Raw genomic sequence first — 23892 nt, 5'->3', positions numbered from 1 at the left:
CTTAGTTAGTCTATTTTTCAGCGTGGTCAACAGTAAAAAGCCACGTTTAAAAACAGTGGACGATGTGAAACGCGCTCAAAGAACATGATGAACCTTTAAAAAGATGGAAAGAGATAAGTAGCAATGAAGAAGGACTAGATAATCTTGCTCTGCAGGAGCTTAACGAGACATACAAACGCTAGAAATGTTCGCGATTCTCGTAATAATCGTTACCGTTGAGATCTTCAAATAAAACGGTGATGTCCTTATCCTCTCCTACGAAGGGGCGAAGCGCAGTATTGATAACGTGAGCCACTGCAGTTTTGACATCCTGCCCGCGATCAAACCACAAAACTTCTATAAACGGATAAGCCGAAGAGGCTCCACCGGCCACAATGAAATGGCTCGCAATGTGCTCTACTGTGAAATGATCGTTAGGGGTGTCGGTCAGTTTGGCAAACTGTTCAACGATAGAACCTGCAACCTCTTCTAACACTGATTGCTCGATACCTCTTGCGCGAATGTGCGGCATTTTTTGTCCTTTAATAGCTCTTTAGTTTGTGTACCGGAATTTTCTAAGCGGCATCATACCACGCTTTAAAAGCGTCTAGACTGAGGACTCGCCTTTAGTACGCGATGAATGCCATACTATTCGGTAAAAGGGTAAAAAGTTCTCACGGCAAATTAAGAATTACACCGAAACAGAATCTCGCACCACCACTTCACGCCATAAATGAGAACACTCTTCCACAAACTTTTTGTGAATAGGATGACGCTGGTACTCATCTTGCGCTTCAACACTTTCAAATAGCATAAGTTCAGACACGTCAAACGAGTTATCTATCACGTCACGCTTTAGTGTATTGGCAGGCACACCAATGTGAAGCGAGTGAACTTGTGGGATAGCACGCAACGTTTGCAAACCAGCAATGAGCTTTTGCTTATCTTCTGTTGACGTTGGATCTTTCAGCCAGAAGTAAACCATATGAAGGATAGGTGGTAACTCAGCGTTTGTGATGCGGGACGAATGCGCCATAGCAGGCAATGCAGATAGCGAAGCAAACGCTCCTGCGGTTGCTAAAAATTGTCGTCTTTTTGTATCTGCCATAATAGAGCCTGCTTACCTTAGCTGTAGATTTCTGTCATAAACATTGAACATGCTGATGTTTCTACAATGACATTGGATCTCAATTGAAGCAATAAGAACCCGTTCATCTTCGCGTAAACACACACTTGTGAGCTCCGCCTTCACTGCAAAATAGATCTGAACTCAATTAGCAAGGCAAGAAAGCGCCAGGAGTTTAATATTTTGCATGTTGGCAAGCAACTTGAAAGATACTTAAAGAAACTGAATTTTAAACATGTAAACAACGAGATTTTGACGCTATGCGCTTACCTACCAAACAGCTTATCAATAAAATTGAAAACTTATCTAATGGTCTAACGCCAGAGCAGCTAGCAAGCTTCCTCGATATTATTGACGCTATGACGGCACTGGTTGAAGAAGCTGGAGAGTTAAAAGGCGATAGCGACAACAAAAATGCTAGCCTCAGTACTGAGCTATCCGTACTCCACTAAGACTGGCCTTTTTTAGTATTACCGCTCTGAGGTAACAGCGGTGCTGCTATACCAAGCTGAATACCAGTATCAACACCAAGAACGACAAATATTCGTTTTTGCTCATTTGCAGTTCGTTTATGTTCGTTTTATGATGCATTCCTATTAAATGTACATGGGAAGCTGCATCAGAATTAGAACCTAACGGCCTGTTAGTTGAATGAACGGTTAATGCACTAATGCACCAACATAAAACGGTTTCAGCTTTCATTCTTCATGACATAGCTCTGTCGCTTCTTTTTCTGATCAATGCGTTGTACTGGTTAAAGATTAAAAGGAAGAATTATGTTACCTCTCACGGAACCAACGCTTTTCCGCCAGTGTGTTGCTGAATTCATAGGCACGGCAATTCTGATATTCTTCGGTGTTGGTGCCGTTGCAGCATTGGTATTAACAGGCGCCTCGTTCGGTCAATGGGAAATCAGTATTGTCTGGGGGTTTGGCGTCGCTGTTGCCATTTATTGTACTGCCGGCGTTTCCGGTGCACATATCAACCCAGCGGTAACTATTGCGCTTGCACTTTTTCACGGTTTCGAAAAGCACAAAGTTGTCCCCTTCATTCTTTCCCAGCTTTTTGGGGCATTCGCTGCTGCTGCACTTATCTACGGGTTGTATCATCAACTTTTTATAGATTATGAACTTACTCATAACCTTTCGCGCGATAGTGTAGACGCTCTGACAACGGCAAGTATTTTCTCTACTTTTCCCCACAAAGCCCTTTCATTTTGGGGAGCCTTTGGCGTTGAGTTCGTTATCACTGCAGTTTTGATGTTCGCAATACTGGCATTGGGAGATGAAAATAACGGCGCATCCCGTGAAGCCATGAATCCGCTACTAATTGGTATTGTCATTGCTGTCATTGGCTCTTCTTTAGGGCCATTGACCGGTTTTGCCATGAACCCAGCTCGCGATTTTGGTCCTAAGCTTTTTTCCTATATTGCGGGATGGGAGTATGCGCTTGATGGGGCGAAAGACATCCCCTACTTTATTGTGCCTATTGTAGCGCCTATATGTGGAGCATGCTTTGGCGCTTGGCTGTACCCTGTATTAATAGGTCATTCCCTTTCGCCAGAAAGTCGCGCCTGCACTATTCCAAACGATTGCGAAACTTCCGCTGTTACACAAACTTCTGAAGCGAGTGTTGATAGAGGGTAAGCTAACTATTGATATACGAGCGGCGATGGCCTATTTTACGCTGCGGTTGAACTTACAAAGAAGCATAGCGTGTGTTTTATTTAATAGCAGTTACTGTCCTGTGGGCATTTTCCTTTTCGCTCATAGGCGAGTTTTTGGCTGGCTCAGTAGACAGTTATTTTGCTGTTTTGACACGCATTGTGCTCGCCACACTGGTCTTCCTTCCTTTCCTTAGGCCGGCATTATTGAACCTTAAACAAAAGGTGATTCTGGCCAGTTTAGGTGCTGTGCAATTAGGGCTGATGTACATCTTCTTCTATCACGCATTTTTGTTTTTAAGCGTGCCAGAAGTGTTGCTTTTCACTATTTTTACGCCGCTTTATGTCGCCATTTTGAACGACGCCCTGTTTAAGCGGTTTACCCCGTTTTATTTATTGTGCGCACTTATTGCCACCGCAGGTGCAGCCATAATTCGCTTTGATGGCGTGACTGATAACTACTGGTTTGGTTTTGCTATTGTTCAGGGTGCTAATCTTTCCTTTGCATTAGGACAAGTGGGTTATAAAAAGCTGACCTCGACTTTTACAGCTCAAGTACCCTATCACAACGTATTCGCGTGGTTTTATTTAGGCGCGTTAGTTGTAGCCTTGCCCGCTTTTTTCCTTTTCGGCAACCCAAGTCAACTACCGCAAAATACCGAGCAGTGGGGAGTGCTACTGTGGTTGGGTATTGCGGCATCAGGGCTTGGATACTACTTTTGGAACCAGGGGGCGCTAGCCGTTTCTGGTGGTACGTTGGCTATTATGAATAACGCACTTATTCCTGCGGGGCTTGTGGTTAATTTACTGCTTTGGCAAAAAGACACCGACTTTTCTCGCCTGCTTCTTGGCGGTGTCATCATTGCTATTGCACTTTGGATGTCTCATCAACACGCTGAGAAGCAGAAACAATTATAAGCCTCAAAAAGGCCAAAACTACGCAGGACTATACTTACTCACCATGGTGTAGTCTTTGCGCGGCCCAATGACCTGCCACGTAGAGCGCCACACAGGCCACGCTGTGAAGTCATAGCGCACCACGTAATTATCATCGCCGCACAAGTGCTCAGCGTTTGGGTTGGTCGCACTGAAAGAATGAAAATAACGTTCATCGTCGAACAACACTTCAAATAAACCCGTTTGAGGCTGCTGCCAGAAATACCGACGTTCTGCGGGCATTACGCTTTCGTTAGGCGCAGTTACTTCGCCTTTTTCGTAATACGCCAAGCCGCTTTTTTCTTTTTGTACACTGCCTTCCAGCGAGCTGAATTCAGCCTCGCCAGAAAAGGTAAATACATCGCCATTTCGCTGGATGATTTTGCGCGTTAGCGTCCATCGTCCAGCAAAATCGTCCAAGGTATGAGGAGAATTAACTGTCATTGCGCCGTCCTTACCAAAAATAGGTAACAGTGGCAGAATATTGGTCGCCGCGACCCGGCGTTCCTGGGATTTCTTCAAAGCGCTCATCCCACAAGTTATCGACTGCCAATACCAGGCTTAACCCTTCAACCTGAGCAGGTGAATATGTGAAAGTGACATGTGAGAAAAACGCAGAGTCATCGCCGTTTCTAAGCGCATTGGTTTCTTGTTTCCGCCACTCGTTGTCAATGCGCACTTCAACCGTATCGGTTGCAAACCACACCACCCCAAGGGTGGCGCGATGCGGCGGATAGTTAAGCGCGTAAAAGCTCGCGTCTACCTCATCAATTCGATAGTCTTCAGACTTATCTAAATAGGTGTAGCTGGCCACCACATCTGCGCTCTCAAAGCGTTTAATGGCAATCACCTCAACACCTAGGGTTTCGATATCGACCGGGTTTGCACTGCGAGCTGAAGTAGCATCGAAGCTATACGTCCAATCTGTCAGTTCGTTATCCCAGCGATAGAATACGGCGGTATCAACTTTGAAAGAGGATTTATCAAATGACGCCCCAAACTCTAGGTTTTTGCTGACTTCTCGCTGTAACTGGTTGTTACTTCTAAACAGACCGCTTGTGGTGCTGCCGCCTACAGCAGTGTAGCCAGCCACCTGCGTCGCCTCTGCATACGAAAGATAGAGTGTACGCGAGGCACTCCTCTCTGCTTGGGTAAGCCAACTGATATCGCCCACAAAAGACAGTCGGTCGTCGTCGCGATTTGTATCGTCAAACGCCCCACCTAAACGAACGGTAAGCGATTCATTGCTGTTCAACTGAGTTCGATACTCGGGCACTACGCTTATTTTGTAGTAGTCGCGAGAGGTGAAATTGTTCTCTAGCGTGGTTGATGTGATATCGTCTGCAGTAAGCTGTACAGCGTAGTTAATACCGAATTCCTGCGAAACATTATGAGTACCGGAAAATGCCAATGACGTCACTTGGGTTTCATGAAACGCCTGAAACGCTTCAGGATTTTCACGTGAGAATACGTAATGGTCGTCATTCTCTCTGTAGTAAGCAGAAACTTCAAAGGTATTTTTCATGCTCTCTTCGCCGTAGCGCTGTTTGTGATTTAGCATGACCAAACGGGTTTGAATGTCTTCTGTTTCGTTTACGTTGAAAGGCGTGTACAAGTTAGGCCAGCCAAAAAACTTTTGCTGAAAGCCATAAAACACGTCGGTTTGTGAGTCATCACTTGCCAGCTGAATACGCCCTGACGCGCGTTCGAAATTATGATCGCCATTAGCAATAGTGCCATCACTTTCAGAGCGAGAATACTCCCCTTCAACCCCAACAGACCAACCGGGTAAAACACTAAGCGCGTACTTTACTGCACCGTGTACACGCTGCAAATTGAAGTTGTTATTACCTACTCCCACTGACACACTGCCTGCTGTTTGGATGGGACGCCAGCCATAAGACACCGTACCTACAGAGCTATTTACACCGTAAAGCGCGTTATCGATCCCCGTGAAAATACTCGGCTTCGTCAACATTTCTGGCGCAATCGGAATTTCAGCGAAATAGTGCCCTGTTTGCGGGTCGATAAGCGTTGCGCTTCCTATGCGAAAACCCGTATTTTCAAATATACCGCCGCGAATAGTCACGTCAGCCTGCGCTTCTGCCATGTTCCTTGATTGCAAATCGACTCGCGGATCGTACTCTAAGTTAGATATAGGTGAATTAAACGTCCCTACCGGCTTGTTGTTCGCCGTCGCCGCCCCTTCAATCGTAATTTTTTCTACGCCTTTTTCGTTGCTGTTCACGCCAGAGTTAGCGTTAGATGCATCAACACTTTCAGCGGCGATGGCGGTAAAAGGTAAAGTACAAAAGAGCAAAGATAGGATTGTGTGACGCATTCAGTGTCCTAGTTAAAAATTTAGGTTCAGCCTGCAGGCAAGAGTAATAAAAACGCGAAGTGTATAGCATTAGTAGACCGAGGAAAACGCTGCGCAGGTGAGTTTAGACCAGTAAGTTTATTTTTACTCACAGCTCTGCACATTTCCATTTATCAATATAAACAGCCTGTATGTATCTGTAGCAGCCCGCAATAATCATCAATCTCACCTTATTGTCTGCTTACCTTCCTTGCCAAAAGAAACGAGATAACATAACATTCGCGGCCTTTACAAAACTTGCCAAAGATACGTGATACCTTGCTTATGCCTGACCTTAAAAGACCGTTTATATTTTCTTTAGTTGCATTATCAGTAAGCGCCGCTGCGCAAAGTGATGAAAGCTCCCTTCAAGGTGCTCATGATGAACTTGAACACATTGAGGTAAAAAGACACTTTCAGCCATACCGTGGTAATGTACCGCTAATCGACACCCCACAAGCAATCGACCGAATTACTGCTGATACCTTAGCGAATGAAGGGATCACGCGCTTCATCGATGCGCTAGATTTTGCGCCCACCATTGTTAGACAAAACAACTCTGGCGGCATGTTCGATAGCTTTGCGATCCGAGGTTTTTCTGGCGATGAAAATAACCCATCGGGTTATTTAATAAACGGCTTCAACGTGCGTGGCTATAGCGGTAATAGAAGCACGGTTAACATTCAAACCATAGAAGTAATGAAGGGTCCGGGATCAGCCTTATATGGTCAAGGTGAACCTGGCGGTACCATTAACGTTATTACCAAAAAACCTCAGTTCGAAGAGCAAGGCTACATCCAGGGTACCGTAGGTAATTTTGATAAAAAACAAGTAGAGTTCGATTACACGAACGGCATTGATTCAGACATGGCGTATCGTGTTAACGGTTCATACGAAGACTCTGATACTTATCGCGATAACGTGTTTTTCAAGAATTTGAACCTTAACCCTTCATTCATTTGGAACATTTCTGATCACACCAGCTTAAGCTATCAGATGGAAATACTGGATCAGGAAAAGCCGCTTGATCGCGGTGTGTTCATATTAAATAACGACTTTGACGCCGTAGATGCCGAAGACTTCTATGGTGATGTTAGAGACGGAGCCCATGAAGTTAAAGCCTTCGGACATCAACTAGTGTTAAATCACGAATTGAATCACAACTGGCATTTACTCAGTGGCTTCGCCTACAGAGACTCTTCTTTTGAAGGGCAGTCTTCAGATACTGAACTGTCAGAAGGCCGTCAGCTTTTGTATACCGACCCATCGATACTTTCAAGGCAACGCAGAACCCGTGACTATCAAGCGCAAGACTTATCACTACGCTTTGAATTAAGTGGCGTGGTAGACGTGGCAGGCTTCGTAAATAACGTCTTGTTTGGTTTAGACTATTACAACTACCACATCGATACAGACTATCGTCGTTGGCGTACTGCGTGGGGTGCGGGTGATACCACTTATAGCATCGACCCTGAAAATCCAGACTACACTATTTTCAGACCTGACGTTGCGCCCACTACACTCACGGCTGAAAAGCAAAAAGGGTTAGGTTTCTACGCACAAGATGTTATTGAACTTACTGACGCCACCAAACTTTTAGTTGGCTTTCGTGTGGACAAGTTCGAGCAAGACATTTTCAATAAGTTAAGCAATGAAGGGCAAAAACAAGATCAAACGGAAGTGACGCCGCGCTTTGGCTTCGTGTATGAATTCAATGATTCTGTAAGCCTTTACACTAGCTATGCAGAAGGTTTCAGACCTAATCCTGGACTTGATTCAGACCGCAACGCTTTTGACCCAGAAGAAACCACCTCTTTTGAGGTAGGTGCTAAGTGGGAAAACATTGCTGATATGTTCTCAGGCAGCATTGCTATTTTTGATGCTGAAAAGACTAACATGCTAACCGCTGAACCTAACACTGGCTTTTCAGCCACGCTCGGTGAAGTTGAAAGCCAAGGCGTTGAATTTCAGTTAACAGCTGATCTTACTTCAGACATTCGTCTTGATATGGCCTACGCATACATAGATGCTAAAACCGCTAACGAAGTCAATAACTTGGATTGGGGCGTGCCTATACCTAAAGGGTCGCGATTAATCAATATCGCCAAGCATTCGGGGTATATCTCGCTTAACCATTTCACCAGCGTATTTGAAAAAGAAGCGTTCTTTGGTGTGACCATGCGTTACGTGGGCGATCGCTTAGGACAAACCACCGATCCAACATTCATTTTGCCGTCTTATACCCTTGTGAACTTAGCAGGGTCGGTGAATATCAGCGATGCACTTTCTATGAGATTTGACGTGAATAATCTGTTCGACAGAGATTATTTTGAGAACTCATACCATCAGCTTTGGACTATGCCGGGCTCTCCGACTAACTATACTGTGAGCGTTAAGTATCAGTTTTAGGATTCCGTTTCGAAAACCTCTGTTTCGGTAAGTTTTTCAAACTGCGCTTGAAGCGCGCTTAAAACCGAAAATAAAAGCCGGAAGCGTTTTTATCGCTTCCGGCTTTTAAATTTTATAACTCCAGCAAATGTAAGGTTTGTTTGCCTTGTTATAAACTCTCTAAATCAAACGCGCCTTGCTTTGAGAGCTTTTCGTTCAATGGTTTCACTTCTTCACCAAATAAGGTTTCTAGCTGTACTTTATACTGCTGCCACTTTGCGTCTAAGTCTTCCAACCGTTTTAGTGCACCAGCTTGTGCAGGCGCGCCCGTTCTGTCGAAGTTATCCATTAAGAAACGTACTTGTCTGTCGAGCATATTCGGCCAGTTAATGTCATCCTCAAAAGTTTGATGTTTTGGCTGAATAACCAACGCTTCCCAGTCGTCGATTGCACTAACAATGCGCTCGATTGAAGCCGATACATCGCTTGCCAGCATGACGTTATCTTCAGAAACATCACTTAACTGCGCGCGCACATCACGGGCTTTTTGCAGGTGAGCAAACAAATCATTCAGTAAGGTTTCTGTAGCCTGAATGCTCTTTTCAACCACTTGTAGCTGCGCTTTATCTGCTTCTTCCCTTGGGTCTGGAAGCACTTTAAACGCACGGGTTTGCGCCTGTTCACCTACTGTGATTTTCGCTTTGTAGTCTCCAGGCATAACACGGGCGCCATTCCAGCCGCCAAACAGTTTTACATTCTCGATGCAGTTCAACGGCTCACGTCGAAGATCCCATACAAATTCGTTGTAACCCGCTTTTGTTGAAGGGTGTTTAAATTTAACAGGGCTGCGAACGTCTTCGTTCCCCTTAGCGCACTTCTCAAATGCACTAGGCGCAGATGACAGTGTGCGAACAAGCTCGTTATCGGCATTAAATATGTCAATGCGTAGCGTTTGCTCTTCTTCTAATGCGTCTTTCAGATAATAACGGAAGGTGGCGCCACGTGGAGGATTTTTCGCTTGAGGCTGGTCAGTCATGCCACCGCCAGATAGCAAGCGAATGCCATCTACGGGCTCAAACTGAAACAGCGCTTCGCCATCTAGCGACTTGTGCACTTCACGTAGCGGGCTCATGTCGTCTAATATCCAAAAGCCTCGCCCTTGGGTTGCAATGACCAAATCATCACCTTTAACCTGCATATCGGTAATCGCCACAGGCGGCAGGTTTAAGTCTAGTACTTGCCAATGTTTACCGTCGTCGAAACTAATAAACATGCCGCTTTCTGTACCCGCGAACAGCATGCCTTCGCGCTCTGTATCTTCACGCACTACACGAACAAAGGCGTCCTCTGGTAGGCCTTCGTCAATACGCTTCCAGCGCTTGCCGTAGTTGTCGGTTTTATAAATGTAAGGTGTGTAGTCATTTAACTTATAGCCTGCTACCGCAACGTAAGCTCTGCCTTCTGCATGAGGGCTAAGTTCAATGGCATTTACCTGCGCTTCTTTTTTGTGAGGGGTAATATCTTTCCAGTTTTTACCCTCATCGCGGGTGATATGCAGCTTACCATCATCGGCTCCAACCCAAAGCTCGCCTTTGTTAACCGCTGATTCGGCAATATAGAAAACCGTATTGTAGTATTCAGCTCCAGCTTGCTCGTTGGTGATCGGCCCGCCGTTTAGCCCCTGCTTTTCAGGCTCGTTACGGGTTAAGTCTGGGCTGATTTCTTGCCAATTCACACCCCGGTCGGTGGTTTTTAAGATCATCTGCGTGCCATAGTACACGGTGTCAGGATCATGCTTTGATACTATCACTGGAGCATTCCAGTTGGTGCGATACTTTTGATCCCGTGCGTTTCTGCCAAACACATATTCAGGGTAAGGCATAATGGGCCGCGTTAGCCCAGTATCGCGGTTGTACTCTGTTAACGTTCCATTGATGGTAGTGGCGTAGATCAGGGTTGGATCTGCAGGGTTAAACGCAATATGCGCGCTTTCACCACCGCCCACGGCAAACTGGTCTTCTATTCCCATGCCGTCCCCCCAGGTTTGAGAGGGCGTTGCCATGGTCGAGTTATCTTGCTGTCCGCCATAAACATAGTAAGGGTTTAAGTTGTCGGTAATTACACGATAAAACTGCGCCGTTGGCTGATTGTAAATGCTTGACCACGATTCACCGCCGTCGAAGGTAACAGTTGCGCCACCGTCGTTAGCGTTGATCATGTTTAAGCTATTTTCAGGGTTTATCCACATATCGTGGGTATCGCCATGGGGCAGTGATTTAATTTCGAAGGTTTTGCCGCCATCAATGGATTTATGCAGCTGCACATTCATCACATAAAGGGTATTTTCGTCGTTAGGGTCTACCTTGATGTGGTTGTAGTACCACGCGCGGGCTTTAAGAATATTGTCGCCGTTCATCAACGACCACGACTTACCCGCATCATCACTGCGATATAGGCCACCCTCATCAGCCTCGACAATGGCATACAGGCGCTTCGGGTTAGATGCGGCAATATCTACACCGACTTTACCAATAAGCGTAGGCAGTCCTTTTTCTAACTTGTCCCAGCTTTCACCGCCATCTGTTGACTTATAAAGGCCACCGCCCTCACCGCCCGATTTAATAAACCAAGGCGTTCTGCCGTGATGCCACATGCTGGCATAAAGAATTCTGGGGTTAGATGGGTCTATTGCTAAGTCAGCGGCGCCAGTATCGGCGTTCACTTTTAACACATGCTGCCATGTTTTACCGCCGTCTGTCGTTTTGAATATACCGCGCTCTTCATTAGGCCCCCAAATATTGCCCTGTACTGCAGCCCAAGCTATATCAGGGTTGGCGGGATGTATACGAATTTTGGGGATTTGGCCGCGTTTATCTAAACCCACAAGCTTCCAGGTTTCACCGCCGTCTGTAGATTTATAAACACCTTTTCCGTGACTAGTGGTTACACCTCGAATAGGGCCTTCACCAGTACCTACGTAAATAACATTAGGATCTGAAGGAGCAACCGCGATAGCGCCAATACTACCTACTTTAAATGTTTTGTCGGATATGGCTGTCCACGATAAGCCGGCGTTTTCAGTTTTCCAAACACCGCCACCTGCGGTGCCCATAAAATAAAGGTTGGTATTACCTTCAACCCCTGTAACCGCCACCGAACGCCCACCGCGATAGGGCCCAATAAATCGATACTCCATTTTATCGAAAAGCTCAGGATTAACGGTATCTTCAAGCGCGAATGCAGAATGCGAGAAACTAGAAAGCGCGCTTACGCAAATAGCAAAAGCTGCCACCATTTTCCCAGAAACCAGTCTCTGTGAAACCATAGAAAGTGCCTTGTAGTGTTTTTATTTTTTATAAGAAGAATTTCTTATACTGCGTTGTTGAGGGCGTTATGGCAAAAGTTTTTGTTTGTGGTGCCTACATGCATTGTTCGCAGCATTTCGTTAACGATTTCATTGTTCATCCCTTTCCTCAGCCCGTACAATAGAGGCACTTCGTTGTTGCAGCGCCAGTGTTTCTGGCTCGCACTGTGTAATTCGACAACTCATTGCTAAAAGAGACTTTTTTATGAGAATTCTACTTTCCATTGCCTTCGCTACCATTCTTGCAGGCTGCGCTACTCTCTCTCAACTGGCGGTTTACACTATATCTAATGCCGAGTTAGAACAAGTGCTTGATAGCCAAGTGAGTAAGTTGCAAAAGCAAACCTCACTCGCTGGTATTCCTCTTTATTTAGATGTGGAAGATATGACAGCAACCATAGGCCCAGATGGCAGAGACGTGGTTCAGCTAGGCGCTATTGCCACTGCGCGTATTAGTGCATTTGGGTTGAACTACCCTGCAAAAGTAAGTCTTGCTTTAGAAGGCACGCCTTATTACGACAGTGAAGAAAAAGCGATTTTTGTGCGCTCATTATCTCTACTTGATAGCACAATTGATGCTGGCGGCTTTAAGGGTAATTTAGCCCCTGTAAGTGGCGAATTCATGCAGCTCATTAACGGCTATTTGGCGACTAACCCCGTTTATCGCTTAGACCCTGCGAACAAAGCAGTAAGCATGCTTTCAACGGTACCTTTACAGCTAACTGTAGAGCAAGGGCAGCTTGCACTTCGACCTAAACAATAATCATTGAAAAAACGTATGAAGTGTCGAGATTGTTGATGGTTAAAGGTGCAAAAGTAACCTGAGCCTCGATGCTCGCAAACAGATTTTCCCATTCAGTGAAATAGGCAGGCATAGTGACAGAACGTATCAAAACACTAGATGAATTCGCAAAGCACGTAGATTACTCTTTGCTGAATACCCTTACCCCAGACCCGCAGTCGACGTGCGATGGTGACGACCATGACCCGCGCCAAGTGTTCTCAGGTCACTATGTGCCAGTTACTCCGACCCCATTAACTGCACCGACGTACGTTGCTCATAGCGAAACGCTGTTTGCCGAATTAGGCTTAGACGATAGCTTGGCAACATCAAAAGATTTCACCCAGCTGTTCTCAGGAGACATGTCGGATGTACCTGCTCCAATGAAGCCCTTCGGCTGGGCAACCGGCTACGCACTTTCTATTTACGGCACGGAATACACACAGCAGTGCCCGTTTAGAACAGGTAACGGCTACGGTGATGGCCGCGCAATCTCTATTGTTGAAGCGGTATTAAACGGCAAGCGTTGGGAGATGCAGTTAAAAGGTGCTGGTCGCACGCCTTATTGTCGCGGCGCAGACGGGCGCGCCGTATTGCGCTCTAGCGTGCGCGAATTTTTAGTGCAAGAGCACATGCATGCGCTTGACATCCCAACATCACGCTCACTTAGCTTGTTTTTGTCTGAATCAGACACCGTAGACAGACCTTGGTATCGCGAAGGCTCTCATTCCTATGAGCCTGAAGTAATGGTTGAAAATATCACTGCCATATCCACCCGTGTTGCCCCTTCCTTTTTGCGCGTAGGGCAAATTGAGCTTTTCGCTAGGCGAGCTCGCTGTAACGAACACAGCGAAGCGTTAAACGAACTAGAAGCCATTGTTAAGCACCTTATTAAGCGAGAGTACTCAAGTGATATTGACACAACCACGTCGTTTGAAGAGCAAGTGGTCACGCTGGCTGCACTATTTCGAGACCGGCTAACGCGTCTTGTTTCTGGTTGGGTTCGAGTCGGTTATTGCCAGGGCAATTTTAATAGCGATAACTGCGCCGCAGGAGGCTTTACGCTGGATTATGGACCATTCGGCTTTTGTGAATTTTTTGAAGCAGACTACCAACCTTGGACAGGCGGCGGTCGTCACTTCTCGTTTTTAAACCAGCCCATTGCTGCGCAAAAGAACTTTGATATGTTCTGTCGCTCACTGATGCCGCTACTTGAAGGCAACAGTGAACAGCTCTCTAAGCTTAACAAGATCAACGACGGTTTTTCTGGCGTGATGGAACGCGCCATGGAAAGTATGTGGGCAACAAAGCTTGGCATTGCCAGCTACAACCACGACTTGCTAATTAAGCTGCTGCAATTAATGCTGCGCACAGGCGTGGACTACAATCTGTTTTTCCGAGAGCTATCGTCAATGCCTGAAGATATGGCGAGCTTGACGAAAAGCTTTTACTACCCGCCTAAAGCAGAGGTCATGACAGAATGGGAAGCCTGGCTACAAACGTGGCGTGAGCACATTGAAAAGGACGCCGAAACACAAGGTGATGTTACAAACGCTATTGCTGCTACCGCAGAGAATATGCGCAAAGCAAACCCTAAATTCACATGGCGCGAATGGTTAATTGTGCCTGCCTATAAAGCCGCAGAGAAAGGTGACTTTACGCCAATTCGCGAACTTCAGAAGATACTTACTGCGCCTTATGATGAGCAATCAAAAGAGGTAGAGAATAAGTACTACCAGCTGCGCCCACTTGAATTTTTCAGTGCGGGCGGGGTCGCGCACTACAGCTGCTCTTCGTAACAAAGAGCAGCTTTATTTTAGTTTACTTACAAAGAGTCGATAGAGTCACTAGGCTCAGTAAACCACACAGGGCCATCTTCGGTCATATAAAAGTGATCTTCTAAGCGAATACCGAACTCGTTTGGTACTACGATCATAGGTTCGTTACTAAAACACATACCAGATGCTAGCGGGTGAGGATTGTCTTTCACCAAATAAGGCCATTCGTGAATATCCATACCAATGCCGTGCCCGGTTCGATGGGGCAAACCTGGTAAGTTATAGTCTGGTCCTAAGCCATCTTTTGCTAAGCTGTCTCGCGCGGCTTTATCAACATCGCCACAGGAAACACCAACTTTTGCAGCGTTAAATGCGGCAAGCTGCGCGCGCTTTTCGCTTTCCCATAGTGCGCGCTGTTTATCGGTTGGATCACCGAAGCAATAGGTTCGAGTGATATCAGACAGGTAGCCGTGAACTTTACAGCCCGTATCAATCAATACAAGATCGTTTTTCTTTAATACTTGCGGGTCTTTAACGCCGTGGGGAAACGAGGTCGCTTTACCAAAAAGCACAATACAAAAATAGTTACCGCTGGCCCCCACTTTCTTATGCGCATCGTTAATAAATGCTTCAACTTCTGTTGTGGTAATGCCTTCATAAAGCATACTGGCAGTGGCTTTGTGCACAGCAAGGGTCATGTCCATGGCCCGCTGAATTAGCGCTAGTTCACTTTCAGATTTGTGCATGCGACAGTGTGCAGTTATCTCTGCACCGTTAATAACCTGCCACGGCTGTTCAAGCTCTTTATTAAAACCATCAACAATAAAAAATTGTGTAGACTCATCAACACCCAGTTTATCGCCACCAGCGGTATTTAGTTTATCTAGCATAGCTATGACAAGCGCATATGGGCTCTCGTGCTCTTGCCAGCCAATTATGTCGCCTTCCACTAATTTGCGTTCGTTTAAAGAGTCGATTTCAAAGGTAGGAGCTAGATATACAACGTCACCTTTTGCAGGCAAGAGCGCACCGACTAAACGCTCACTGGCGTACCACTGCATTCCGGTAAAATACGCTAAGTTAGTACCAGCGTTTAAGTAAAGCGCACCAATGCCATTTTCCTGCATATAATGCTGCGCCTTGGCAATGCGGGCTTTGTATTCAGAGAGCTCTATGGGGCGCAGATCGCCTGTCATGTTGACAAGGCTATCTAAAGCCTGCTGTGGTGTTTTTGTACCTATTATTTTGCCCATTTTTTTCGTCCCTACACTGGCGTAAGGCCGATTGTCTATTGGAATGATCATCAGCCCGCCTTAAATATGAATTTATTAAAACGGGCTCACTGTACAACATTCAATAGGAATGTCGAGATAAGCAGAGGTGGCTAGACCTTTTGTACTGCGTACTAAAAGATAAACACTCTCTTATGATTCGCAGCGCTTTAAAGCGCACTTTTCCACGCAGCCTCTGGCAACAAGTACAAGCCTTTTTCGCTTTTTGCACCTTCATTCACGATATAGCCGATGCCCGCAGCCATGACAGCCAAAGTTACGTCAAAGGCATTAATGCTGTCGCCATAGCCCGCAGTTAAGTTAAACATAGAACCATCGGCTAGAAGATACAGTGTTTTATCGCCCAGTTTATAAGCATTTACATAAGGCATTGGCTCACTGTGAGTAGCGTTGTTTTTAAGATACGGCACATCAATTTCTTGAGCTACATGGCCTACATTTAAAATAAACGTTCCGTCCTTCATGTTGTCTAGATGATTCGAATTCACTACGCCATACGCACCAGTTGCAGTGGCAATAACATCAGCTTGACTAGCAGCTTCATTTAAATCGACCACTGGCCAGCCGTCGTATTTCGCTTGAAGCGCTCTTGCTGGGTCAAGTTCTGCAACTTGAACCTGTGCTCCGAACGCTTTAGCCGAGGCAGCAACGCCCTGCCCTACCAAACCGTAACCAATAACAACCACTACTTTTTCGTGCAGGGTTAGATGAGTGGTTTGGAAGAAGGTTTGCCATGCGCTTAAACCCACCATGTGCCTATTGTGAAGCCCTTCTTTTACTGGCAAATCATCCCAGTTAAAAATTGGGTAGTTTGGCGCCATACCGTTTAAGCGGTTGATGCCAGAACCCGTCGCTTCTAAGCCCGATATAATGCTTGGAACTGGCTTGTTTGCTTTTATATTTTCATGAAGTCGGGTAGTCAGATCGGCGCCCATTTCACACAAATGGGTGGGTTGCCATGCCAGCGCTTTATCGAATGACTCAGACCAATCAGCATCGCTCATATCACGCCATGCATGAGCCGTTGCACCTTTGTCTACAAGGTAAGACACCACATCGTCTTGCACCGTGGTGGGGTTGCACGTGGTAAGAAAGATATTGCATCCTTTTGAAAGCAGCCTCTCAACTAACGGCGCCATTTTCAAATCCAAATGCATGTTACATGCAAGTTTAACGTTAGACAGGTCAGGGAGTGTGTCGATAGCCTTACGAGTGCGGGGCATGTGAAGGCTAGCCCACGCCAACTCTGCTTGAAAATCTTGGTACATGAAAAGGATACTCTGAGAAAATGAAAAGCAGAATCATACGTGAGAATGCTGTATTTATAAATCAGCTAGATACTTCCCTTTATTTCTCCTCTTGGTTATTTCCTCTTATTCTGAATCTTCCTCCCAAAGCACCACTTTGTTTCGACCTTTTGCTTTCGCTAGGTACAAGGCTTGGTCTGACTGTTTAATGAGAACATTAATATCCTCTTCGCCTGGCGAGGTTCCTGCCACACCTATACTTACTGTCACTCGTATGAATTTGTTGATGTCGTGGGTGAAAAGGTGTACGCGGAGATTCTCGGCAATTTGCTTGGCGTAATGCACCCGAGTATTGGGCAAAAATACCAAAAACTCTTCGCCGCCCCAGCGAAAGGTAATGTCAGAGCCCCTAACTTGCCCTTTAATTTCTTCAGCGACTTTTTTCAGCACCTTGTCACCCATGTCATGACCATATTTATCGTTGATACCTTTAAACCAATCAATATCAATGAGCATAACCGACATGAACTTATTACTGCGCTTTCCCATCTCCCAAATAGGATAAACCAAGTCTTCAAAAGCTCGCCGATTATATAGCGACGTAAGCGGATCGAGCCTTGCGTCACGCTCGGCGTTTCTGCGCGCTTGCTGTACTTGTTTGTAGTTAAATGCCAGTGAGATAGATAGCAAAGACATTTCCAACACCATACCGATTTCAATGCCTCTGAATGCCCATTTCGAGTATGGAATAAGCCCCCATGTGGCTAGACTCGACACCATCGCACCGCCGGCTCCGCATAAAATGGCTGGAAGGAAAAATTTAGCTAATGTGTCGCCATTACGGTAGGCAAAAATTCCTATCAACAACATCCAAATCGCTATTGTTGTTAAAACGGCAAGCTGCGACATCACCGCGAAAGAGCGACTTCCAATCAGCACAATGATGACAGCGAGTGCGCCCAATGCGCCATAGATATACTTCCTACACCGATAGAGCTTTGGTAGATAGAGTTGGGTATTAAGAAACTCGATGGTGAATCTTACCGCACTGAACAAATACAAAAACATTAGCGCGGGCAAAAGCCACTGTTGAAGGAATATCGATTCTGACCAAAGCCACCAGAAACCATGACCGGTATAAGTGAAGTTAAATAGCAAAAACGAGAGAAGGTATAAGGAATAAAGCAGGTAGCGCCGTTCTTTAATATAGGAGTATAGAACCAAGTTGTAGACCAATAAAATAACGAGTGCGCCGTACAACGCGCCATAAAAATACGCATTCTCCGTTGTCTTGTTTTTGGCAACTACTGGTGGCCCTACATATATGGGGATCGTCATAGGATCTTCAGAGGAAAATTGAAAAACCACCAGCGTTTCAGGTTGGGTAAATCGATAGAATACGGAAGGCATTCTTGCGTCTTCAAAGCGAGCACTATGCACCTGATTATCACCAAGTTTTACATGACGCTTTCTTTGACCGTTTTCGAAAAAATAGAGGTCGATATTGTCTAGCCACGCATTATCTATTTCTATTTTCAGAGGAAGAAAAGGTACGTTTATTGGGCTATTTTTAGCAATACGAGTAACAAGAACACCATATGCATCTAATTCAATAGCCAACACACCCCAAACCGTGTTACCAGTGAACCCATAACTAACGCGCCCATTAGTATTTTTTATAAGTGTATTCTGCTGATATTTAGCCAGGATGTCTTCAGCAGTAAGCTAACTACCTTCCTCGTAATACATCCACAGCTTGTCGTTAACTAACTGCATTTTATCTAAAGACGCAGTACTTTTAGCGTAAGCGTGAGAGAGCCCGCCCCACAAGCAATTAACTATTACAAAACCAATAAATAAAAGAAGTGCTTTCATACATCAATTCTTTTGAATAGGGGGCTTTAAAACACAGGGCTAGCTTTTGTATCGGCAACCCTTTCTTATATAAATATTAAGTTACGCTTATCAAAACCGTTTGTGAATAGGTTAAATTCATCAATATTCTACAAATGCGTTTTTATGTTGTTTCGTTTCCACATGTAAAGGCTTACGTATCTTTTATGCTTAGTTTTATTACCAGCACGCTGATTCCTGTTTTGATCCTTCTGTTAATGGGATGGCTATTTTTTCGCATTAAATGGCTCAATGAAGGGTTTATAGAAGCTGGATCTAAACTGGTATTTAACGTTGCACTCCCTGCGCTGTTGTTTTTATCGATAGCGCGAGCAGACTTTTCTAAAGCCGCCAACCTATCGCTGATAGGCGTTGGGGTTATGGGCACGCTCATTGTTTTTGCCGCTCTGATGATTACCTCTCATCTGACCGTACATCCGTACAAAGCCAGAGGTGTGGTTGTACAAGGCGGTTTCAGAGCCAATATGGGCATTATTGGCCTTGCTTATTGTGCCAATACCTATGGGCAAGAAGGGCTTGCTGTAGCCTCGGTCTATATGGGGTGTATTACTATATTGTTTAACGTATTGTCTGTCTTTGTTCTTAATTTTTATCAAGGCACGTCGCGTTCTTTGTTGGGTCAAGTTACTGGCATGGCGAAAAACCCGCTAATTCTTTCTATCGCGGCAGCGCTCCCCTTCTCTTACTTCGAATGGCAATTGCCCACCACCTTGATAAAAACCGGTGAATACTTTGCGCAGCTAACACTGCCACTTGCACTTATTTGTACCGGTGCTTCCCTACAGTTCCGCTCATTCTCCAGTGACTGGTTTAACATTGTGCTTAGTACAACCAGTAAATGCGTGGTTTATCCCACCATATTAGTCGCGTTTGCCTATGCTTTTGGATTTAGAGGTATGGAGCTGGGCATTGTTCTTCTTCTCGCCATTTCACCTACTGCTGCAGCAAGCTATGTCATGGTTAGAAACTTAGGCGGTGATTATCGTTTGGCGGCAAGTATCATCGCAGTGAGCACATTGGCATCTCTGCCTATTACCGCCCTCGCCTTTGGAATATTAAGTAAACTACAGCTGGTGTGATGAAAATACGTCGTTGTTAAGCGCATTTTAAGTTTATAAACAGTGAAGAGTGAGGCTATTGATGTGTTGTTAGACGTTATTGGAAACGAAAAGCGCCGGGTAACTCGACGTTAACCCGGCGAAAAAGGCGTAACAGACGTCGCCCTAATCTGCTTCTATCTCACCCTCTTCAATGGCCACAACGCGACGTGCTTCAACGTAGGTTTTAATAGCCCAAAGTGTCTCTTGGTCTAAGATAGGATCGGTTTGACCTTCAGGAATACCGCCAAGTGCAGGCATGCCTTTCGCCGAGCCAAAACGCAAGCGCTCAACGAACCATTCGTCGTCTTCAAAACTTTCTGGGTCGAGTTCACGAAGGTCTGGGTTTATTCCGCCAGACTGCGCGTGCAAGCCGTGACAACCTGCACAGTTATTTGCATAAGCTGACTCACCAAACTTGATGACCTTCGTTTTGGTTTCTTCATCAAGGCTTCGATATGGGTTTTCAAACACCCAGCCATTTTCAGACTCATCGCCATCAGTGATTGGCGGCATAGCTGAGCTATCTGCTCCTTGAGGGATAACATTTCCATGTGCAAACACGTGGCCAGACAAGCCAGTTACCACGAGTGCAGCAAACAACATCGATATTTTTGTTTTCATAATTCATACATCCTCAAAAGACTATGAATCAAGTATACGTACGAGGAAATAAGGGGTAACTCTACTTTGGTTTTGAAAGGCTCCTCCTTTGGTAGGAGACCACAATGATAGCCACTGAAAGCGCAAGCTTTACCGTTGCTGCTTCAACGTTAGTACTAAAGTCAAAGTCGAAATAACGCCCATAAGAATGATAAAGACTTACCTTGCCAACAGGTTAATGAATAGGTGATGAAAAAAGGCCAGCGCACGTAGGCGCTGGCCATGTATTAATCACTATTTACTGCTTAGCTAAGGTTAGTTTTTTGCCACCTGCTGATAGCGCTTGGGCAATTTAAACGTCCACACGGTGCCGCCTTGGTTGAAGTGCTTCACGCGTTTTGCAACTTCACCGCCCCATAATGGCACTGCGCCGCCCCATCCAGATAGTACAGAGATGTACTGCTCACCATCCATTTCCCATGTCACTGGAGAGCCAACAATACCTGAGCCAGTTTGGAACTTGTAAACCATTTCGCCAGTTTTGTCGTCAAAGGCCATAAGATAACCTTCAGGGTTACCGGTCCAAACCAAACCACCACCTGTAGTTAACACGCCGCCCCAAAGTGGAGAGAAGTTGTTATAGCGCCAAACGGTTTTACCTGTTTTGGGGTCAATCGCTTTAAGTACGCCAATAAAGTCCTCATTCACTGATTTAATGGTGAAACCAGCACCTAGGTACGCTGCACCTTTCTTGTAAGAGGTAGGCTCGTTCCAAATATCCATTTCCCATTCGTTTGAAGGCACATAGAAGAGTTCAGTATCCTTTGAATAGGCCATTGGCATCCAGTTTTTACCGCCTAAGAACGCAGGACGCGCTACGACCTGTTCACCTTGTTTACCATCAGCTGATTGCGCTGGGCTTCCTGGGCGATTTTCTTCAATGTAGATAGGTCGACCTTTTTCATCCAGTCCCTTTGCCCAGTTTAATTTGTCAACAAACGGGAAGCCGCGGATAAAGTCACCGTTCTCGCGATTAAGGACGTAGAAAAAGCCGTTTCTGTCGGCGGTTGCCGCCGCTTTCACTGTCTTGCCGTTTTCCTGGTAGTCAAACGAGATAAGCTCGTTTACGCCATCGAAGTCCCAGCCATCGTGCGGCGTGGTTTGGAAGTGCCACACAATTTTTCCTGTATTAGGATCAATAGCTAAGCGCGACGACGAGAAGTAGTTATCGCCCGGACGTAGGTGAGAGTTCCACGGTGCAGGGTTACCCGTACCGAAGAATAGCAAGCCCGTATCTGAGTCATAAGTGCCGCCTAGCCACGTTGCTGCACCACCGGTTTTCCATAAATCAGCAGGCCATGTTTTGCCTGGCGCACCGCCTGAAATTCCATTTTCGGTTTTCTTACCGTCTTTCCATAGATACCCCATGTGCCCTTCAACGGTAGGTCTAACCCATAGCTGTTTGCCAGACTTCGCGTCGTAAGCATACACTTTACCGACGATACCGAATTCACCACCGGAAATCCCTGTAATGACTTTTCCGTCAACAACAATAGGCGCTGCAGTAATGGCGTAGCCCGCTCGATAGTCTTCAACTTTTTTCTTCCAAACGGTTTTGCCCGTGTCTTTATCCAGTGCGACTAACTTGGCATCCAAAGTGCCAAATATGACCAGATTATCGTAAAGCGCAACGCCACGGTTTATCACGTCACAGCAAGGCATAATGCCGTCTGGCAAACGCGCTTCATATTGCCATAATTCTTCACCCGTTCTCGCATCGATGGCCCACACACGAGAGTAAGATCCCGTTACATACATCACGCCATCTTTTACCAGTGGCTGCGATTCTTGCCCTCTCTGCTTTTCACCGCCTAATGAGAACGCCCACACAGGACGTACTTCTTCTACTGTATCGCGGTTAATGGCGGTTAGCGGGCTATAACGCTGTGCTTTTAAGCCCATTCCGTACGTCACTATATCGTCAGTAGTATTGTGGTCATTTTGAATATCTTTGTCGGTGACAACAGCATGGACAGGAGTTAACGCACTTGCACAAATCAGCATTGATAGGGCAAGTTTTTTAATTGGCATATTATTATTCATAACGGTTCCTAGTTGCATGTAGGCCATAAATGGTCTGTTTCAGACTATTCGTTAGGATTAGCATAGCTAGGGGTGATGTCGATGCCTATGCAACAGCGGAGTGATTTGACTCCTCCTTTAGGAGGAGGAATGAAGGGCTATTTTCCCTTTTGTTTAACACCTTTACGCTTTCACGTCTTTTTAAAGTAATGGGTGACTGATAACGGCGCTAGAGGTAAGAAGGCAATTGGCCATAGAATTATTGCCTAAAGTACTATCGCTCTGAACGCTATTGGTCACATGCTTTTATACTGAATTATCTTATTCTGAACTTTCATTCCCTGCAAAATAAGGCGGCATCTCATAAAGGGTTTTGTATTTCTCAAATAGCCGTTGCATATCGCCCTCTACCACCATTCGCGTAATTACATCACCAATTTCATAGCCAAGCGCGCGATAATTAGTATGAACAGCAAGTCCTATATCCCACTTTTGCTTTCCAATAAGCGGAAACGCGTTGCTTGCAAGGCGATATTGCTCATTATCAACAAACTGACTGAGGTAGGATATTTGCGAGCGCAATCCCATTACCGCTTCGACGGTTCCCGCTTTCATCGCGTCAATCGCTTCTGCGTTTGAGCCATAGTGCGATGTTTTTTCTCGCAATCGGCCGCCAAACGCTGATGTTAAGTAAAAGTGGGGAATGCTGTCTATTTCCGCACCAATCGTGTGATACTGAAACATGCCCATGGTTTCCACTTCGGGCAAGGTTTGCGTGTTGTGAATGATTTGCCAGCTTTCACGCTGATAGGGGGCAAACATATGAACAAGCTCATTAACTAACAAGCCCACGTCGTCGCGTTTTTGAGAAAAACTGGGGTCATAAGGCGCGCGCATCATCACATCGGCCTTAATGCGGTGAATAATATGACCCTTCCATAGGTAATTCCTAAAATCGTCTTCTGTCGTTTCACCTGGTGTCATCCATATCAGTTCTAGCTCAACATCAAGGGCGCTCGCGATTTCACGGGCGATATCAATATCAATACCTGTGGGGCTGTCGTTTTTGATAAATGAAAATGGAGGATAGTCGGTGTACACCGCAATTCTAATTAAACCGCTGTCTTTAATATCGTCTAACGATCTTGCTTCCCCGAACGCAGAAAGCGCAGAACCCGTTATCAGGCAGAGTAAAATGAAAATAACTCGAAAAGGTTTAACTAACTGCACAGCTTACCCACTTATTCAATCGAACTTCTTAAGCATACTAAGGGGTTAGCGTG

The 23892-nt window shown here is 45.6% G+C and carries 19 protein-coding genes; 7 read left to right on the top strand and 12 right to left on the bottom strand.

Translation table 11 applies throughout. The features are described 5' to 3' along the window. Window positions 1-178: 178 nt before the first annotated feature. Both F0261_RS09765 and F0261_RS09760 read right to left on the bottom strand, forming a co-directional pair. Window positions 179-511, bottom strand: coding sequence for a DUF1904 family protein (locus F0261_RS09765; protein ID WP_171337853.1), 333 nt, complete (start codon window positions 509-511; stop codon window positions 179-181). 159 nt (window positions 512-670) lie between these two features. Beyond that, entirely contained in the window at window positions 671-1087 is a 417-nt protein-coding gene (locus tag F0261_RS09760; protein ID WP_171337852.1) for a Dabb family protein, read from the bottom strand. Window positions 1088-1365: 278 nt separating this feature from the next. On the opposite strand from F0261_RS09760, the gene F0261_RS09755 reads away from it, so the two are divergent. The 3 genes from F0261_RS09755 (at window position 1366) to F0261_RS09745 (ending at window position 3686) form a co-directional block, all read left to right on the top strand. Then, entirely contained in the window at window positions 1366-1557 is a 192-nt protein-coding gene (locus F0261_RS09755; RefSeq protein ID WP_014950632.1) for a hypothetical protein, read from the top strand. Between the two features lie 324 nt (window positions 1558-1881). Continuing rightward, window positions 1882-2751: an MIP/aquaporin family protein gene (locus F0261_RS09750; RefSeq protein WP_171337851.1), complete on the top strand. Its 870-nt coding sequence runs from the start codon at window positions 1882-1884 to the stop codon at window positions 2749-2751. 71 nt (window positions 2752-2822) lie between these two features. After that, the gene (locus F0261_RS09745; RefSeq protein WP_171337850.1) at window positions 2823-3686 is read left to right on the top strand and encodes a DMT family transporter; all 864 of its coding nucleotides are present in this window, start codon (window positions 2823-2825) and stop codon (window positions 3684-3686) included. Between the two features lie 18 nt (window positions 3687-3704). On the opposite strand, the gene F0261_RS09740 is transcribed toward F0261_RS09745, so the two are convergent. Together F0261_RS09740 and F0261_RS09735 are read right to left on the bottom strand one after the other, a co-directional pair. Then, the gene (locus tag F0261_RS09740) at window positions 3705-4148 is read right to left on the bottom strand and encodes a DUF6314 family protein (protein WP_171337849.1); all 444 of its coding nucleotides are present in this window, start codon (window positions 4146-4148) and stop codon (window positions 3705-3707) included. Between the two features lie 10 nt (window positions 4149-4158). Beyond that, entirely contained in the window at window positions 4159-6045 is a 1887-nt protein-coding gene (locus tag F0261_RS09735; RefSeq protein WP_171337848.1) for a TonB-dependent siderophore receptor, read from the bottom strand. 303 nt (window positions 6046-6348) lie between these two features. Here F0261_RS09735 and F0261_RS09730 point away from each other — a divergent pair, with 303 nt between their 5' ends. Further along, window positions 6349-8472, top strand: a complete 2124-nt coding sequence (locus F0261_RS09730) for a TonB-dependent siderophore receptor (protein WP_171337905.1) — start codon at window positions 6349-6351, stop codon at window positions 8470-8472. 148 nt (window positions 8473-8620) lie between these two features. On the opposite strand, the gene F0261_RS09725 is transcribed toward F0261_RS09730, so the two are convergent. Further along, window positions 8621-11776 carry a glycosyl hydrolase gene (locus F0261_RS09725; protein ID WP_171337847.1) on the bottom strand — a complete coding sequence of 1052 codons (3156 nt, stop codon included), beginning with the start codon at window positions 11774-11776 and terminating at the stop codon, window positions 8621-8623. A 244-nt stretch (window positions 11777-12020) separates the two neighbouring features. On the opposite strand from F0261_RS09725, the gene F0261_RS09720 reads away from it, so the two are divergent. Further along, a complete protein-coding gene (locus tag F0261_RS09720) occupies window positions 12021-12578 on the top strand; it encodes a DUF1439 domain-containing protein (protein WP_014980232.1) in 558 nt (185 codons plus the stop codon). A 113-nt stretch (window positions 12579-12691) separates the two neighbouring features. Next, complete coding sequence (locus F0261_RS09715; RefSeq protein WP_171337846.1) at window positions 12692-14395, top strand: protein adenylyltransferase SelO family protein; 1704 nt, start codon at window positions 12692-12694, stop codon at window positions 14393-14395. Between the two features lie 26 nt (window positions 14396-14421). Here F0261_RS09715 and F0261_RS09710 read toward each other — a convergent pair whose 3' ends face one another. From F0261_RS09710 to F0261_RS19950, 4 genes are all read right to left on the bottom strand, one after another. After that, window positions 14422-15627, bottom strand: a complete 1206-nt coding sequence (locus F0261_RS09710) for a Xaa-Pro peptidase family protein (RefSeq protein WP_171337904.1) — start codon at window positions 15625-15627, stop codon at window positions 14422-14424. A 188-nt stretch (window positions 15628-15815) separates the two neighbouring features. Next, window positions 15816-16934, bottom strand: a complete 1119-nt coding sequence (locus F0261_RS09705) for an adenosylhomocysteinase (RefSeq protein ID WP_171337845.1) — start codon at window positions 16932-16934, stop codon at window positions 15816-15818. A 105-nt stretch (window positions 16935-17039) separates the two neighbouring features. Beyond that, window positions 17040-18620 carry a diguanylate cyclase gene (locus tag F0261_RS09700; RefSeq protein WP_253819400.1) on the bottom strand — a complete coding sequence of 527 codons (1581 nt, stop codon included), beginning with the start codon at window positions 18618-18620 and terminating at the stop codon, window positions 17040-17042. An 18-nt stretch (window positions 18621-18638) separates the two neighbouring features. Next, window positions 18639-18788 (bottom strand): hypothetical protein, encoded by a 150-nt coding sequence (locus F0261_RS19950; RefSeq protein WP_253819386.1) that lies wholly within the window; start codon window positions 18786-18788, stop codon window positions 18639-18641. Window positions 18789-18973: 185 nt separating this feature from the next. On the opposite strand from F0261_RS19950, the gene F0261_RS09695 reads away from it, so the two are divergent. Next, the gene (locus F0261_RS09695) at window positions 18974-19906 is read left to right on the top strand and encodes an AEC family transporter (RefSeq protein ID WP_014950661.1); all 933 of its coding nucleotides are present in this window, start codon (window positions 18974-18976) and stop codon (window positions 19904-19906) included. Window positions 19907-20050: 144 nt separating this feature from the next. On the opposite strand, the gene pedF is transcribed toward F0261_RS09695, so the two are convergent. The 3 genes from pedF to F0261_RS09680 form a co-directional block, all read right to left on the bottom strand. After that, on the bottom strand, window positions 20051-20548 hold the full coding sequence (gene pedF / locus F0261_RS09690) for a cytochrome c-550 PedF (RefSeq protein ID WP_014980237.1): 498 nt from the start codon (window positions 20546-20548) through the stop codon (window positions 20051-20053). A 294-nt stretch (window positions 20549-20842) separates the two neighbouring features. Continuing rightward, the gene (locus F0261_RS09685) at window positions 20843-22630 is read right to left on the bottom strand and encodes a PQQ-dependent methanol/ethanol family dehydrogenase (protein WP_014980238.1); all 1788 of its coding nucleotides are present in this window, start codon (window positions 22628-22630) and stop codon (window positions 20843-20845) included. A 300-nt stretch (window positions 22631-22930) separates the two neighbouring features. Then, window positions 22931-23839 carry a transporter substrate-binding domain-containing protein gene (locus F0261_RS09680; protein ID WP_171337844.1) on the bottom strand — a complete coding sequence of 303 codons (909 nt, stop codon included), beginning with the start codon at window positions 23837-23839 and terminating at the stop codon, window positions 22931-22933. Between the last annotated feature and the right edge of the window lie 53 nt (window positions 23840-23892).

Origin of the sequence: Alteromonas sp. 07-89-2 (assembly GCF_013113925.1) — a bacterium.
Lineage (GTDB): Bacteria > Pseudomonadota > Gammaproteobacteria > Enterobacterales > Alteromonadaceae > Alteromonas > Alteromonas macleodii.
The sequence above is the reverse complement of the archived record's forward strand: the minus strand, read 5'-3'. Positions and strand labels throughout refer to the sequence as shown.

Coding starts and splice junctions, on each gene's coding strand:
- F0261_RS09730 (WP_171337905.1), top strand. CDS start 6,349: ATGCCTGACCTTAAAAGACCGTTTATATTTTCTTTAGTTGCATTATCA.
- F0261_RS09710 (WP_171337904.1), bottom strand. CDS start 15,627: ATGGGCAAAATAATAGGTACAAAAACACCACAGCAGGCTTTAGATAGC.
- F0261_RS09740 (WP_171337849.1), bottom strand. CDS start 4,148: ATGACAGTTAATTCTCCTCATACCTTGGACGATTTTGCTGGACGATGG.
- F0261_RS09765 (WP_171337853.1), bottom strand. CDS start 511: ATGCCGCACATTCGCGCAAGAGGTATCGAGCAATCAGTGTTAGAAGAG.
- F0261_RS09725 (WP_171337847.1), bottom strand. CDS start 11,776: ATGGTTTCACAGAGACTGGTTTCTGGGAAAATGGTGGCAGCTTTTGCT.
- F0261_RS09695 (WP_014950661.1), top strand. CDS start 18,974: ATGCTTAGTTTTATTACCAGCACGCTGATTCCTGTTTTGATCCTTCTG.
- F0261_RS09755 (WP_014950632.1), top strand. CDS start 1,366: ATGCGCTTACCTACCAAACAGCTTATCAATAAAATTGAAAACTTATCT.
- F0261_RS09720 (WP_014980232.1), top strand. CDS start 12,021: ATGAGAATTCTACTTTCCATTGCCTTCGCTACCATTCTTGCAGGCTGC.
- F0261_RS09685 (WP_014980238.1), bottom strand. CDS start 22,630: ATGAATAATAATATGCCAATTAAAAAACTTGCCCTATCAATGCTGATT.
- F0261_RS09735 (WP_171337848.1), bottom strand. CDS start 6,045: ATGCGTCACACAATCCTATCTTTGCTCTTTTGTACTTTACCTTTTACC.
- F0261_RS09750 (WP_171337851.1), top strand. CDS start 1,882: ATGTTACCTCTCACGGAACCAACGCTTTTCCGCCAGTGTGTTGCTGAA.
- F0261_RS09705 (WP_171337845.1), bottom strand. CDS start 16,934: ATGTACCAAGATTTTCAAGCAGAGTTGGCGTGGGCTAGCCTTCACATG.
- F0261_RS19950 (WP_253819386.1), bottom strand. CDS start 18,788: ATGAAAGCACTTCTTTTATTTATTGGTTTTGTAATAGTTAATTGCTTG.
- pedF (WP_014980237.1), bottom strand. CDS start 20,548: ATGAAAACAAAAATATCGATGTTGTTTGCTGCACTCGTGGTAACTGGC.
- F0261_RS09760 (WP_171337852.1), bottom strand. CDS start 1,087: ATGGCAGATACAAAAAGACGACAATTTTTAGCAACCGCAGGAGCGTTT.